Here is a 15,102-nt window from a genome sequence, read left to right on the forward strand (position 1 = left end):
ACAGAAAGGTTATATGGATACAAACCCTTAAAAATCAACCGTTAAATATTGATTTTGATATAGATCTGTTAACTTGGAATCCAGTTATAGTATTCGTACCTTTGCAGCTTCAAAATTTACATAGCCAGCATGATCAGTGTTAAAAACGTAACGCTCTCTTTTGGAAAGAGAGTATTGTTTGACGAAGTAAACCTCAATTTCACAAAAGGGAACTGTTATGGTGTGATTGGGGCTAATGGAGCAGGTAAGTCTACCTTCCTGAAGATATTGTCCGGCGAAATAGAGCCGAACAAAGGCACCGTGGAAATCACTCCCGGCGAGCGCATGAGCGTACTGAAACAGAACCACTTTGAGTTTGATGAGGTTACGGTACTGAATGCAGTGTTGATGGGCAACAAGAAGCTGTGGGAGATCGCCAAGGAAAAGGATGAGATATACGCCAAAGAAGATTTTTCTGAGGAAGACGGTATGCGCGCCGGTGAACTGGAAGCGGAATACGGTGAAATGGGCGGTTACACGGCTGAAAGCGATGCTGGTGTACTGCTGGGCGACCTCGGCGTGAAAGAAGAATTCCACAGCGTGCTCATGAAAGATATCCCCGGTAGCCTGAAAGTAAGGGTACTGCTGGCCCAGGCACTGTTCGGTAACCCGGACATCCTGCTGCTGGATGAGCCCACGAACGACCTGGACGTGGAAACGATCGGATGGCTGGAAAACTTCCTGGCCGACTACGAAAATATCGTGATCGTGGTGTCCCACGACCGTCACTTCCTCGATGCGGTATGTACGCATGTGGCAGACGTGGACCGCGCCAAAATCCAGATCTTCTCCGGTAACTACTCTTTCTGGTACGAGTCTTCCCAGTTGATGGCCCGCCAGATCGCGGATAAAAACAAGAAAATGGAAGATAAGCGGAAAGACCTGATGGACTTTATCGCCCGCTTTAGCGCCAACGCTTCCAAAAGTAAACAGGCCACTTCCCGTAAGAAAGCCCTCGAAAAACTGGTTATTGAAGATATTCAGCCTTCTAACCGTAAATACCCGGGTATCATCTTCAAACAACAGCGTGAAGTAGGTAACCAGATCCTGAATGTGGAAAAACTGGAAAAAGCAGTGGACGGCCGCAAACTCTTTACTGACGTTACCTTCTCTATCAATAAAAACGATAAGGTCGCTTTCCTGTCTAAAGACCACCTGGCACTGACTACCTTCTTCCAGGTTATCAAGGACGAAGTGGCAGCAGACAGCGGTAAAATAGAGTGGGGCACCACCGTTACCAACGCTTATCTGCCAAACGATAACTCCGCTTACTTTACAGATCCGTCCCTGAACCTGCTGGACTGGCTGCGCCAATACGTGCCTGCTCACGTTACAGACGTGGACGAGCCTTTCCTGCGCGGATTCCTGGGCAAAATGCTCTTCGCCGGCGATGAGATCATGAAGAAAACTTCTGTGCTGAGCGGTGGTGAAAAAGTACGTTGCATGGTGAGCCGTATGATGCTGCAGGACCCTAACGTGGTGATCCTCGATGAACCTACCAACCACCTGGACCTGGAGTCTATCCAGTCTTTCAACGAAAGCATGATCAACTACAAAGGCATTGTGCTGTTCACAACACATGACCATACGTTTATGCAGTCTGTGGCGAACCGTATCATTGAGCTGACGCCTAAAGGCATCATCGACCGTATGATGACTTTCGACGAGTACCTGGCCGATGAACGTGTGAAAACACTGCGCGAAGAAATGTACAACAATGCAGTCTTTGCATAAGAAAATAAATAAGGCATAAAAAACGAAGACCTGAGCAACTGCTCAGGTCTTTGCTTTTTTAGTTGGAATAGTAGTTAGTAAGTAAGGACTAAAGGTATTCTTCAATAACCTTCATTTTATTCTTGTCCAGTGGCTTGGTAATATACGCCATCAGTTCAGGGGTATGTTGTACTTTTTGCATGTCACGCACGTCCACAGAAGAGGAGCACATGATAATAGGAATATTGTTTTTGAGTGATGATTTCAGTCCGCGGTATGCCTCTATAAAATCCCATCCGTTCATCCGTTGCATGTTCATGTCCAGGATGATAAGAGAAGGCAGCGTGCGTTGTGGATTACTGGATAACTGCTCCAGGGCTTCTTCTGCACACAGGAAGGAAGTAATGACAAGATTATCGTCCTGTTGCACCAACATCTTTTTGATAATGAAGTGGAAAATTTCATCATCATCTACAACGTACACTATTTTGTTCATGTCTTCCATGCTTATGGTTTAATTGGGCTGCTGAACTGGTCCTGTCAAATAGCATCGGCGCACAAAAAGAGGGGAATGTAATTCCTGTATCAGAGTTCCTGTTCGCATAAATGACCACGATTCAGGGCATAACAAATTCTGAAATCGCAGATCGTTTTCATGACATCAAACGGGTTAAAGCTGGTACATTTACTCAGGTCACATCCTCGATTCAAAAGCATTGGTCCCGGTTATCCTCACCATTTTGGGTGGCCTTAGGCTATTTTGTAATTATAGTCGCAAAGAACGTTAATTTAATTTTATTTTTATATATAACTTTTTATCAATAACTAATCGTTAACAATTAAGAACGGTTAAAAAATTATCAGTGGTCCGCACTGGTGAAGGCTTTGGAAAGAAATCTAATCTTGATCGGAGAGAGGAAACGTTCGCATCATGTTATTGACAAGCTGCATGTACAGGTATTTTGTTTCCTATACCTTCGCCCTATATTTAATCCCTGAAAACTCAATTATCATGCGTCTTACTTTTTTACTCCTGCTGCTGGCCGGTAGCCTGCAAAGTGCAAGGCCGGTCCTCAAAAGTGCCCCAAAAAACACTTCTCCGGACACGGCCCATCATTCCCTTTTTACGGCCGGGGTCGGTTCTGCGCTCATCGGTGGCCTGTATGATGGTTTTTATCCTTATAAAGCCCTTCTGCAACATGGTGATTTTGGCCTGGGAGCGCCGGACAAGCTGGACGGAGAAATAATGATCTATCAGGGAAAGACCTATCAGACCCAATACACCGGCAAAACTTTCCTGGTAAACGACAAACAGCTGACGCCTTTCTGTATGGTTAATTTCTTTCATGCAGATAAAAAAATCTCCCTGCACCAAACGCTGGACAAAGCCGCGCTTTTCCATTATCTCGACAGCATCCTTACCAATGTGAATGGTATGTACGCCGTCCACATCAGCGGGAAGTTCAGCTATATCAAAACCAGGGCTTTTCCTCCTGTTCTGGAGCATGACCATACACCGCTGGCGGCAATGCTCGGCAAGCAGCAATTCTTTGAATTTAAGGAAGTACAGGGCGACCTGATTGGCTACCGCCTGCCTTACTTTATGGACAACACGAATATCTCCGGTTATCACTTTCATTATCTGTCTGCCCAAAAAGATGCAGGAGGGCATATTATCGACCTGAAAACGGATGATATCACCATTGAGATAGATATATTGGACAGCTACACCATCAAGGTGCCTGCCACCAATGACTTCCATCATTTTGATTTTAAAAAGAACCGGGAGGAGGATATTAAAAGCGTGGAAAGGGGAGGGAAAAACTAAACTTTGTTCTGGCTACAACAAACATGTAAGAAAACGGGCTAATCCTAAAGTATTTACTTTTTGGATTAGCCCGTTTTTTATATCTCTTTATCAGGTCCGATTAAAACAGACCGCCTTTTTTCAACGTCACTTTACCCTGGCCGATCTTGTAACCGTTGTGATAGATTTCAACGGTGTAGTCACCTACTTTATAGTCAGAGTTCTGTTTCCAGTCCATGGTAACGGATTGTTTCTGACCAGTTGTGTAAGCCACGGTTTTTTTGGTGGTGTACAGTTTTTCGGTACCGTCTTCCAGAGTGAACCTGCCAGAACCCAGTGCTTCTACAGCCAGCGGGGTATTGTCAGGAGCAGTGATGGCAACGAAAATTTCCTTGTCACCGGTAGGAGCGATCCTGTTGTCGTCCAGGTCAAAGCTCACCCGCATCATGTCTGCGCGTTTAGCTTTGGAAGTTTCCACTTCTTTGCCGTTGTGTTTTATGCGCAGCGGCAGCAGCTGGATATTGGAAGCATGTAATACGGAGCCGAGGTCCACTTTTTTGTTCAGGCTGTCTTTTACCACGCCCACAGAGTCCCTTTCTTTACGGGCTACGTCTCTTTCACCTGCCAGTACAATTTTTTCACCTTCCAGGCGCTCGATGGTCTGTTGATAACCTTCGATGCTGGATTTGAGTTGTTCAATCAGGCGACGGGCTTCGGCCAACTGCGCCTGTGTAGCGTTTTTATTGCTCAGGATACTGGAAATGCGCGCTTTCATATCCTGAATTTCTTTATCCTTGGTTTTCACCAGGCTGTCCATACGGGTATTCTGGGAAACCAGGTCGTCCAGACGGGCGTTGGCAGCATTATATTCCTGTTGTAAGGCATCACGGGATGAAGAAATGGAATCTACCTGAACAGTTTTTTGTGCGAGTTGTTCACTGGATTTATTTTTGTCGTACAGCATGTAAATCCAGGTACCTGCCAGAGCCGCAATTAAAATACCGTAAATTAGGCCATTGCGGCTGCGCGGTTTTTCTGGTCCGGGTGAACCCGGTGCAGGTGTGTTAAAAGTGTTCTCAGTCATAGTTGTTTGTTTTATGTTTAATTGTTATATGGTTAAAAATCATTATTCAAAATTACTATAATAATAGAATATATTTTCTCAAACGCATAAAAGTCTTCAAAACGTGTTACCTAATACAGGATTAGATCAGTTATTGTTGTTGGACATAGAAACAACTCCGGCTACCTCGGCATTGGAACAGTTGCCGGATAACATGCAACGGCTCTGGGGAGAGAAAATGGCAAAAACTGCGCCAGAATCCGAAAATGAAGCGGAACTATACGCTGACAGGGCTGGGATCTACGCCGAATTTGGAAAAATTATATGTATATCCGTCGGCTTCTTCAGCCTGGAAAATAATGCCTATCATTTGCGGATGAAATCGTTTTATAATGACGATGAAGCAATTGTGCTCAATGGTTTTTTAGCATTAGTGGATAAGTTTCATACGAAGTATCCCCACTTCCAGTTTGCCGGGCATAACATAAAAGAATTTGATATCCCTTTTATTTGCCGCCGGTCTGTTATTCATCAGTTATCTTTGCCCAAACCTTTGCAGCTTCACGGCTTTAAACCATGGGAAATGCCCATGCTGGACACCCTCCAGCTCTGGCGCTTCGGTGATGCAAGGCATTACATCTCCCTGAAACTGCTCACCGCTGTATTGGGCATAGAAACGCCCAAAGACGATATCGACGGCAGCATGGTAGGGAAGGTATACTGGGAAAACCACGACCTGGAAAGAATAGTGGCCTACTGCCAGAAAGATGTAACAGCCGTGGCCCAGCTACTGCTCCGGTTTAAAAGACTGCCCCTGTTGAAGGAAGAACAGGTAACCCTGGTGAAATAACCGGGCAAACCCACAAAAACAGATCATGGAATATCAGGACATTATACGCGACTGGAAACAAAAGAAATTCCGGCCCCTCTACTGGCTGGAAGGTGAGGAAGAGTTTTTTATCGATCAGGTGACTGCCTACGCGGAACACGACCTGCTGGATGAAGCAGAGAAAGGATTTAACCTCACCGTATTATATGGCAAGGACACTGACTGGACTGCCGTGGTCAACGCCTGCCGCCGCTATCCCATGTTTGCCGAAAAACAGGTGGTGGTGCTAAAAGAAGCCCAGTCCATGCGCGACCTGCTCAAACTGGAAGGCTATATTGAAAACCTCATGCCATCTACGGTGTTTGTCGTGGCCCACAAACAGGGCAAAATAGACGGCCGCAGCAAAATGGCCAAGCTGATCAAGGAAAAAGGCGTGCTGCTGTCTACTAAAAAAATGTACGATAACCAGCTCCCGGCATGGGTGGAATCCTATGTCAGCAGCCGCGAACTGGCCATCACGCAGAAAGCGGCCATCCTGCTGGTAGACCATATTGGTAACGACCTTTCCCGCATCGCCAACGAAATAGACAAACTGCTGGTCAATCTGCCGGCAGGCAAAAAAATCGATGAAGGCGATATCGAAAAATATGTAGGCATCAGCAAGGAATACAACGTATTTGAACTGCAAAACGCCCTCGGACAAAAGAACGCCGACAAGGTGTTCCGCATCATCTCCTACTTTGCGGCCAACCCTAAAGCGGCGCCCATCCAGATGACGCTGCCCGCCCTCTATAACTTCTTCGCAAAAGTGAACCTCATCTTCGGCGTGAAAGGCGGCGAAAAGGAAATAGCTTCGGCATTGGGCGTGCATCCGTTTTTTGTGAAGGACTATATGGCTGCGGCCCGCCAGTATGGCCCCGAGAACGCAGAAAAGGCTATCCTGCTGCTGCAACACTATAATCTGCGCAGCATCGGTATCAACGATGCAGGTGTGGAGGACGGAGAACTGATGAAGGAACTGATGTATAAAATAATGAACTGATTAAATTCATCTGAGATGCATCCCGTATTACGTATAATACTTGGTATAGTGGTACTGATAGCCGGGTTTTATGCACTATACTCCAGCGCCACATTTATATGGATGATGGTCAAGCTCCATCCTGTCATGAAAAACGGCGGTTATACCACCAGCTATGTGCTTCAGTCTGGGGGAATGTTGCTGGGCGGACTGGCATTGGCCTGCTATTTCTTCTACAGGGCCTATAAATTACTGAAACCGCCAAAGAAAGAGGAACCAATCGAATTCCTGGGAGAAGAGCTTTAGGCTTTTGCTCCCAATATCTCTCTGGACTGGGCAGAATCCCTGTCCATCTGTACGACCAGGTCTTTAATATCGTCAAACTTCTGATTGGCGCGGATATACGCTATAAAATAGACAGTCAGCTCCTGACCGTAGAGGTCTTCATTAAAATCAAACAAGTGTACTTCCAGGCGGAGGTCTGTGCCGTTGAAGGTAGGACGGAAGCCAATGCTCATTACAGCGGGCAGGAGGTCCTCATGACCGGGGGCTTTTACCCTTACGGCATAAATGCCTTCCGCCGGGATCAGTTTCCGTTCGTCGTTCAGGTGAAGGTTGGCGGTGGGATAACCCAGCTGCCGGCCCATTTTGTCGCCATGTACCACGGTGCCGCTCAGGAAATACGGATATCCCAGCAGTTCATTGGCCAGTAATACCTCGCCTTCCTGCAGGCTCTTACGGATTTTGGTGGAACTTACAGTGAGATCATTGACTACCTGCTGTGGGATCTCCAGCAGCCGGAAACCGTATTGTTGTTGTTCCGCTTCCAGCAGTTCCAGCCCACCTTCCCGGTTATGGCCAAAACGGTGGTCGTAACCAATGATGATGGTATGTGGCTTGAAACGCGCTACCAGAAAGTCTTCCAGGTATTCGCGGGCGGAGAGTTCAGAAAAAGCTTTGGTGAAAGGCACCACTACCAGGTGATCAATACCGGCCTGCTCCAGCAGGGCGATCTTTTCCGGCAGGGTGGTGAGCAGCCGGATATTATTGGGGCGGGGCATCAGTACTTCCCGCGGATGCGGGTCAAAGGTGACGATCACGGTCTCTCCGTCACACTCCGCAGCGGCCTGCTCCAATTGTTCTATAATGAAGCGGTGCCCTGCATGTACGCCATCAAAAGTGCCTATCGTGATAATCGCATTACGGAATTCCGGTAAATGCTTTAAGTCCCTGTGAACCTGCATATAATTCAATAACATCAAAAATGCCATGCAAATCTAACACATTCAGCGGGCATTATGCACGGAATCTGTTACTTTTGCAGCCAGATTGTTACTTTATTTTCATATTTATTTGATTTCCGGTGGATAATAATATTTACGCCAAACGTGGTGTTTCAGCTGGCAAGGAAGATGTGCACAATGCCATTAAAAATATCGATAAAGGCCTGTTTCCGAAGGCTTTCTGCAAAATAGTGCCGGATATTCTCGGCGGTGATGATGCTTATTGCAATATCATGCACGCAGATGGCGCGGGCACCAAATCCTCCCTCGCCTACATGTATTGGAAGGAAACCGGCGATCTGAGCGTATGGAAAGGCATTGCACAGGACGCTATCATCATGAACATGGACGACCTGCTCTGCGTAGGCGCTACCGATAATATCCTGTTATCCTCCACTATCGGCCGTAATAAACAGCTGTTGCCTGGCGAAGTGATCGCTGCTATCATCAACGGCACCGAAGATATCCTGGCTGAACTGCGCCAACACGGTATCAGCATCTATTCCACCGGCGGGGAAACCGCAGACGTAGGCGACCTGGTACGGACCATCATCGTGGATTCTACGGTGACAGCCCGCATGAAACGTAGCGATGTGATCTCCAATGACCGTATTCAGGCTGGTGATGTGGTAGTGGGACTGGCCTCCTACGGCCAAGCTTCCTACGAAACGGAATACAACGGCGGCATGGGCAGCAATGGCCTTACCAGCGCCCGTCACGACGTGTTCAATAAAGCCATGGCGGCCAGATATCCGGAGAGCTATGATCCCGGTATCCCGGCTGAACTGGTGTTCAGTGGTAAAAAGGCACTGACAGATAAAGTTGATATTCCCGGCTTCGGCGCTATAGATGCCGGTAAGCTGGTACTGTCGCCCACCCGCACCTATGCGCCAGTGATCAAAAAAGTACTGGAACAGTTCCGTCCGCAGATACACGGCATGGTACATTGCAGCGGTGGCGCCCAAACCAAGGTGCTGCACTTCATCGAAAACCTGCATGTGATCAAAGACAACCTGTTTCCCGTTCCGCCGCTGTTCACCCTGATCCAGGAGCAGTCCGGCACTTCCTGGAAGGAAATGTACCAGGTGTTCAACATGGGCCACCGGATGGAATTGTACGTACCGGAAGCTATCGCGGCAGATATCATCAGTATTTCCAAAAGCTTTAATATCGATGCACAGATCATCGGAAGAGTGGAAGCTGCCGCACAGAAACAGGTCACTGTAAAAGCGCCGGCAGGCACTTTTATCTACCAGTAAAAAATCGCTTTAAGATTATAAAATAAACGCCGGACCATTCAGGTCCGGCGTTGTTGTTTTAGTTTTAGCAAAAATGGATTATTGGTGTTGATGTTTCGATTCTTCCTGTATCGTAAAACGTATCGGCAGATTGAACTGCACATTGACATTCTTGCCGTTTTGTTGACCCGCATGCCACCGGGGCATGGCGTTCACCACACGGATAGCTTCTTCCTCCAGTCCATTGCCCTTCGGGGCACCCACTGTATGAACATCTTTAACGAATCCTTCCTTGTCTACCACAAACTGGACGAATACCGTGCCGCTGGTCCCTTTTGCCTGTGCTTCCTTTGGATACAGGATATTTCCTGACAGATAGCGCGCCAGCCCATCTTCACCGCCATCATAGGTAGGTGGCTTTTCTACAAAGGTGAATATCTCGTCTGAACCTGTCTGGGGATTTTTAGCCGCGCCTGCTGAAGGATTGTTTTCACCGATAACAACAGTTCCCAGCTTCTTTTCCAGTTGAAACCGTATCGGTAGTTGGTAATCCACAGCTACTTTCTGCCCGTCTTTCTCCGCCGGTTTCCATGTGGGCATGGCTTTGACCACCCGGATGGCTTCTTCTTCCAATCCTGCTCCCAAAGGACTATTGGTGGCTTCTGCATGGGTAACGTTACCGCGGGCATCAATGATGAAGTGAATTTTAACTGTGCCCTGGATGCCCTTATCATAAGCCACTTTTGGGTAGCGGATGTTGCGGCTCAGATAGATGGCCAGCGCTTCGTCGCCACCCGGGTAAGCGGGGCGGACGGAGAGCTGTGAGGGATCAACCGTAACCACGGTAACGGATGGAACGGCGCCGGGTTTTGGACGGACGGTGTCGCCGGTAGTATGAGCAGCCTGCGCAGGCCCTGCCGGTTGCGCCTTTGGACTTAATATGCTGCCGGTGGGCACCAGCGCCCGAATGGCGGATGGGCGCTGGTCGGCCACAAAGGCAAGTGAGCAGAAAATAGTGGCCGCAACAGGCAGCACCAGTATTCTGCGCAAATAACTGAACCTGGGTTGGTGGAATTGTGTGAGCATAAAAATTCGTCGTTTTATTGGCGGATGGAAAAAATCGTTGGTAATTGAAAACTGCCGGCTGTTAAGGGCGTTCCGGAGAATGTTTTCGGCGTAACCAGTCACTTCGTTACCGGCTGCTTTCCTGTCAGCGATGAATTCATGCACAAGGGACAATTCCCTTTTTATCAGATGGAAGAAGGGATTGATCCAGCAAATGGAGGTGATCACTTCCAGTAATATTTTATCGATGCTGTGTCTCTCCCGCAGGTGCACCAGCTCGTGTTGCAGCACCTGTTTGTTGTCCGGCGTATCGAGGCTGGAGTCCATGTCCCAGAAGATATACCGGAAGAAGGAAAAGGGCGCCTGTACCTGTGGGTGGCGGGCAAAACGGAAGGGCGGGATTTCCTGCACGGTACTGCGCCGTATTAGTTTCCGGATGCTCAGGACGCCGGAGAGCAGACGATACAGGAAAAAGGCCACTACCAAAGCGTAGATAACGGTAAGGACTATACGTAAATAAGTGGTCGGATCGGTTGTGGGGGTGGCGGCGACAGGTTCCCGCAGGGTGAGCATTTTGCTGGTGTAAGTCAGCACGGCGGACGTTTTTTCATTATTGTCCGGAAGAGGGATCTGTAGCAGCGGGGTGACCAACGATACCAGGGTAATGAGCATCAGGTAGTAACGGTTCCATTGGTGAAACCGGTTGTTACGCAGGGCCAGATGGTAATAGCCATATAGCAAGGCGCTGCACAGTACGACTTTCTCCAGGTAGATAAGCGCTGTCATGTGGAATGCTTTTAAATCGGATGATAAAGGTGAGCGGTCCTGTTGTTATTGTTTGTCGTGGTCTTTGATTTGTTTTATCAGCTGTTCCAGGTCGTTGACACTCATTTCTTTTTCCTTCACAAAAAAGGAAACCATGTTGCTGAAGGAGCCGCCAAAGTAGCTTTTGGCCAGGCTGTTGAGTGTTTTACGGCTATAGGCGTCTTTTGTGATCAGGGCATAGTACTGATGGGATTTGCCAAATGCCTTAAAGTCCACAAACCCTTTTTCGATCAGGATTTTCACCAGGGTGGACACCGTGTTGTAATGTGGTTTGGGCTCCGGCAGGGCCTCGATGATATCTTTCACGAAGGCAGGCCCCGTTTGCCAGAGCGCCTGCATGATCTGTTCTTCCGCTTTGGTAAGTTGTTTCATGGCTGGTGGATTATTGTTCCTAAGTTACAACTAAGTTTTTAGTTTGAAAACTATTTTTTTAGTTTTTAGGAAGAAGTGTTTATTCGTGGCGGCTGTTTTTGAGGAGGGGGATGCCTGTCGTTCTTCGTTTACCAGGAGGATAAGTACGGGCATGACCATCATGGGTTAAATTTTGTTGCCGGAAGACGCAACGAATTATTTTTTAATTGGTTATTTTTGTCGCCATAACGCAGTTTAGCATTAAACAGAACAAGTACATGACACCCGAACAGCCGATTATCCAGTTAACGAATGCCAGTATTTACCAGGGAAATTCTTTGATTTTGTCTGATGTGAATATCACGGTGAATAAAGGAGAGTTTGTATATCTTATTGGTAAAACGGGGACAGGCAAGTCCAGTCTGTTAAAGACCCTTTACGGGGATTTGCCTTTAAAGGACGGAACGGGCCAGGTAGTGGGGTTTGATCTGAAGAAGATGGACTGGAAGAAGGTGCCTTACCTGCGTCGTAATCTGGGCGTGGTGTTTCAGGACTTTCAGCTGTTGACCGACCGTAACGTGCATGACAACCTGAAATTTGCGTTGCGGGCCACTGGTTGGCAGGACAACAAGCAGATGGAGGATAAAATTGCGGATGTGCTGGACAAGGTAGGGCTGGGCACCAAGGGGTTTAAGATGCCTTATGAACTGTCAGGCGGAGAGCAGCAGCGTATAGATATTGCGCGGGCGATGCTCAATTCGCCGCGGCTGATCCTGGCGGACGAACCTACCGGTAACCTGGACCCTGAGACTTCTGATGGTATTATGCAGCTGTTGTTCCGTATTTGCCGGGAGGGCACCGCTATTGTGATGGCCACGCACGATTATATCGTTTTGCAGAAATTCCCGTCACGTGTGTTACGCACTGAAAACGGGCATGTAACAGATAATGCCGCCCTGAATTTTTCTGCCTGATTGATTTCAAGTAGCTTACAGATATAAAATATTCGGAATTAATTATAAATTCCGGCTTTATTGGTAATTCGTATTTTTTAAATTACCTTTGCACCGGAAAAATAGCGACAAAAAACATTATTATTACTTATTATTATTAAAGATGTCTTACTTAACTGTTGAAAAGAAAGCCAATATTTTTAAGGAATTTGGTGGAAGCGAGAAAAATACAGGCTCCGTGGAAGCGCAAATTGCCCTGCTGACTGAGCGTATCAACAGCATTTCCGGTCACCTGAAACAAAACAAAAAAGATTTCTCCACTCATCGTGGTCTGATGAAAATGGTAGGTCAGAGAAAGCGTCTGCTCGCTTATCTGTCTAAAACCAACCTCACCGGCTATCGTGCCCTCATTGAGAAGTTAGGTATCAGGAAGTAACCATGACTTAATTATAGCGCTATTCCCAACTTTTATGTTGGGAATAGTTTTTTTGTATGTATACGTTTTGTTATCCTTGTGATTGTAAATGGATAACGTTATCTAATTAATCCTCACTTTTTTATGAATCTGACACCTATCTCAGTGAAATTCGATATAGGAGACGGTCGTATCGTGACCATCGAGACCGGCAAGTTGGCCCGTCAGGCTGACGGCGCGGTAACGGTGCGTTTGGGGAATGCAATTCTGCTGGCCACGGTGGTAGCGAATAAAGAACCTAAACCCGGCCAGTCTTTTTTCCCGCTTACTGTTGACTACCAGGAAAAATTTGCTTCTGCCGGCCGCATACCCGGATCTTTTTTCAAACGCGAAGGCAGACTATCCGATTCTGAGGTCCTGATCTCCCGCCTGATTGACCGTGCATTACGTCCCCTGTTCCCCGACAACTATCTCTGCGAAGTACAGGTACTGGTTACACTCATCTCTTCCGATGCTGAAGTAATGCCGGACGCATTGGCCTGTCTGGCTGCATCTGCTGCACTGGCAGTTTCTGACGTTCCCATCCAGGAAATCATCTCCGAAGTACGCGTTGCGCGCATCGAAGGTAAATATGTGATCAACCCTAACCGTTCTGATCTGGCGAAAGCCGACATGGACTTCATCATTGGTGCTACTGAAAAGAACATCATGATGGTGGAAGGCGAAAGCAAGGAATGCCAGGAAGAAGACCTGATCGCTGCTATTGAAGCTGCACATGCCGCTATCAAAATACAGGTTAAAGCCCAGGAAGAACTGCGCGACCTGAAAGGCGTGAAAGGCAAACGTGAATTCGCACAGCCTCATCAAAACGAAGAGCTGAAAGCAAAAGTGACCGCTTTTGCGAAAGATAAAATTTACCAGGTAGCGAAATCCGCTTCTGCCAAGCATGACCGCAGCGATGCGTTCAAAAAGATCGCTGACGAGCTGAAAGAAAGCCTCGGTGAACTGCCGGAAGAAGATGCGCCACTGGTAGGTGAATATTTCCACGCGCTGGAAAAAGAAGTGATCCGTAACATGATCCTGGACGAGTCTGTCCGCCTGGATGGCCGTTCTCTGGACCAGGTACGTCCGCTGGCGATGGAAACAGACATTCTGCCTTCCCCGCACGGTTCTGCCCTGTTCACCCGCGGTGAAACCCAGTCTCTCACTACGGTTACCCTGGGTACTCCGGAAGATGAGCTGCTGATCGAAAGCGCTGCTGTCTCCAATTACGTTAAATTCATCCTGCACTACAACTTCCCGCCATTCTCCACCGGTGAGGTGAAAATGATGCGCGGCCCCGGCCGTCGTGAAGTAGGGCACGGTAACCTGGCCATGCGCTCCCTGAAGCAAATGATGCCTGGTTCCGAATACCCTTACACTGTACGTGTAGTGTCCGATATCCTTGAGTCTAACGGTTCCTCCTCCATGGCTACCGTATGTGCCGGTTCACTGGCACTGATGGACGCAGGTGTTCCACTGCCGAAACACGTTTCCGGCGTGGCAATGGGCCTTATCTCCCGTGCTTCTGATGGCAAATGGGCGGTACTGACCGACATCCTGGGTGATGAAGACCACCTCGGTGATATGGACTTTAAAGTAACCGGTACCCGTGACGGTATCGTGGGCATCCAGATGGACATCAAAGTGGATGGCCTCAGCATGGATGTAATGCGCTCTGCACTGGCCCAGGCCAAGAAAGGACGCCTGCACATCGTGGAAGCCATGTACGCTGCTGTACCTGCTGCCCGTCCTGAGCCAAAACCACACGCACCACGTATGGAGAAGATCATCATCGACCGCGAATTTATCGGCGCTGTGATCGGACCGGGTGGTAAAATCATACAGGAGATCCAACGCGAAACCGGTACTACCATCAACATCGAAGAAGTTGGTGAAACCGGCGAAGTAAGCATCTTCTCTGCACAGAAAGACGGCCTCGACAGAGCCGTGGCATGGGTGAAAGGCATTGTGGCCGTTCCTGAAGTAGGAGAGGTGTACGAGTCTGTAGTAAAATCCATTATGCCTTACGGTGCTTTCGTAGAGTTCATGCCTGGCAAACAAGGCCTGCTGCACATCTCCGAAGTGTCCTGGAAACGTCTCGAAACAATGGAAGGCGTATTGGCTGAAGGTGAAAAGGTAAAAGTGAAACTCACCGGTACCGATCCTAAAACCGGTAAGTTCAAGCTGAGCCGTAAAGTACTGATGCCGAAACCAGAAGGTTATGTAGAACGCGAAGAAGGTGATCGCGGCGAACGCCGTGACCGCGGAGATCGTGGTGACAGACGTGACCGTGGCCCTCGCGACGACAGGCGCGGCGGCGGTGACCGTGGCGACAGACGCGGCCCTCGTGAAGATCGTGGTCCCCGTGAAGACCGTGGCCCTCGCCCGGAACGTCAGGACTATCCTGAAAAACCACAGGAACCTACCTTCGACGAAGAATAGTTTATAACTGAAATTA

The 15,102-nt window shown here is 48.2% G+C and carries 14 protein-coding genes; 9 read left to right on the forward strand and 5 right to left on the reverse strand.

The genetic code is table 11. The annotated features are described in order from the left end of the window. Positions 1–129: 129 nt before the first annotated feature. Positions 130–1,773, forward strand: coding sequence for an ABC-F family ATP-binding cassette domain-containing protein (locus tag HGH92_RS17590; RefSeq protein WP_168872075.1), 1,644 nt, complete (start codon positions 130–132; stop codon positions 1,771–1,773). Positions 1,774–1,861: 88 nt separating this feature from the next. On the opposite strand, the gene HGH92_RS17595 is transcribed toward HGH92_RS17590, so the two are convergent. After that, a complete protein-coding gene (locus HGH92_RS17595; RefSeq protein ID WP_168872076.1) occupies positions 1,862–2,257 on the reverse strand; it encodes a response regulator in 396 nt (131 codons plus the stop codon). A gap of 507 nt (positions 2,258–2,764) precedes the next feature. Here HGH92_RS17595 and HGH92_RS17600 point away from each other — a divergent pair. After that, positions 2,765–3,580, forward strand: a complete 816-nt coding sequence (locus HGH92_RS17600; RefSeq protein WP_168872077.1) for an acetolactate decarboxylase — start codon at positions 2,765–2,767, stop codon at positions 3,578–3,580. A gap of 100 nt (positions 3,581–3,680) precedes the next feature. Here HGH92_RS17600 and HGH92_RS17605 read toward each other — a convergent pair whose 3' ends face one another. Continuing rightward, positions 3,681–4,643, reverse strand: coding sequence for a hypothetical protein (locus HGH92_RS17605; RefSeq protein WP_168872078.1), 963 nt, complete (start codon positions 4,641–4,643; stop codon positions 3,681–3,683). 103 nt (positions 4,644–4,746) lie between these two features. Here HGH92_RS17605 and HGH92_RS17610 point away from each other — a divergent pair, with 103 nt between their 5' ends. From HGH92_RS17610 to HGH92_RS17620, 3 genes are read left to right on the forward strand one after another with little or no spacing between them, the layout of a single operon-like run. Then, on the forward strand, positions 4,747–5,472 hold the full coding sequence (locus HGH92_RS17610; protein WP_317166424.1) for a ribonuclease H-like domain-containing protein: 726 nt from the start codon (positions 4,747–4,749) through the stop codon (positions 5,470–5,472). Between the two features lie 25 nt (positions 5,473–5,497). Beyond that, positions 5,498–6,493, forward strand: a complete 996-nt coding sequence (gene holA / locus HGH92_RS17615) for a DNA polymerase III subunit delta (protein ID WP_168872079.1) — start codon at positions 5,498–5,500, stop codon at positions 6,491–6,493. 15 nt (positions 6,494–6,508) lie between these two features. After that, positions 6,509–6,778, forward strand: coding sequence for a hypothetical protein (locus HGH92_RS17620; protein WP_168872080.1), 270 nt, complete (start codon positions 6,509–6,511; stop codon positions 6,776–6,778). Here the strand turns inward: HGH92_RS17620 and HGH92_RS17625 are convergent. After that, positions 6,775–7,716 (reverse strand): bifunctional riboflavin kinase/FAD synthetase, encoded by a 942-nt coding sequence (locus HGH92_RS17625; protein WP_168872081.1) that lies wholly within the window; start codon positions 7,714–7,716, stop codon positions 6,775–6,777. The genes HGH92_RS17620 and HGH92_RS17625 overlap by 4 nt on opposite strands. Positions 7,717–7,835: 119 nt before the next feature. Between HGH92_RS17625 and HGH92_RS34190 the strand changes: the two genes are divergently transcribed. Next, a complete protein-coding gene (locus tag HGH92_RS34190; RefSeq protein ID WP_168872082.1) occupies positions 7,836–9,014 on the forward strand; it encodes an AIR synthase related protein in 1,179 nt (392 codons plus the stop codon). A gap of 78 nt (positions 9,015–9,092) precedes the next feature. Here HGH92_RS34190 and HGH92_RS17635 read toward each other — a convergent pair whose 3' ends face one another. Both HGH92_RS17635 and HGH92_RS17640 read right to left on the reverse strand, forming a co-directional pair. Next, a complete protein-coding gene (locus tag HGH92_RS17635) occupies positions 9,093–10,844 on the reverse strand; it encodes a M56 family metallopeptidase (RefSeq protein ID WP_168872083.1) in 1,752 nt (583 codons plus the stop codon). A gap of 45 nt (positions 10,845–10,889) precedes the next feature. After that, a complete protein-coding gene (locus HGH92_RS17640; RefSeq protein ID WP_168872084.1) occupies positions 10,890–11,255 on the reverse strand; it encodes a BlaI/MecI/CopY family transcriptional regulator in 366 nt (121 codons plus the stop codon). A gap of 257 nt (positions 11,256–11,512) precedes the next feature. Between HGH92_RS17640 and HGH92_RS17645 the strand changes: the two genes are divergently transcribed. The 3 genes from HGH92_RS17645 (at position 11,513) to HGH92_RS17655 (ending at position 15,086) form a co-directional block, all read left to right on the forward strand. Beyond that, on the forward strand, positions 11,513–12,208 hold the full coding sequence (locus HGH92_RS17645; RefSeq protein ID WP_078667319.1) for a cell division ATP-binding protein FtsE: 696 nt from the start codon (positions 11,513–11,515) through the stop codon (positions 12,206–12,208). Positions 12,209–12,350: 142 nt separating this feature from the next. Further along, on the forward strand, positions 12,351–12,623 hold the full coding sequence (rpsO, locus tag HGH92_RS17650; RefSeq protein WP_168806334.1) for a 30S ribosomal protein S15: 273 nt from the start codon (positions 12,351–12,353) through the stop codon (positions 12,621–12,623). Positions 12,624–12,746: 123 nt separating this feature from the next. Continuing rightward, positions 12,747–15,086, forward strand: coding sequence for a polyribonucleotide nucleotidyltransferase (locus tag HGH92_RS17655; RefSeq protein ID WP_168872085.1), 2,340 nt, complete (start codon positions 12,747–12,749; stop codon positions 15,084–15,086). The last annotated feature ends 16 nt before the right edge of the window (positions 15,087–15,102 follow it).

The organism is Chitinophaga varians, assembly GCF_012641275.1.
In the GTDB taxonomy this organism is placed as follows: domain Bacteria; phylum Bacteroidota; class Bacteroidia; order Chitinophagales; family Chitinophagaceae; genus Chitinophaga; species Chitinophaga varians_A.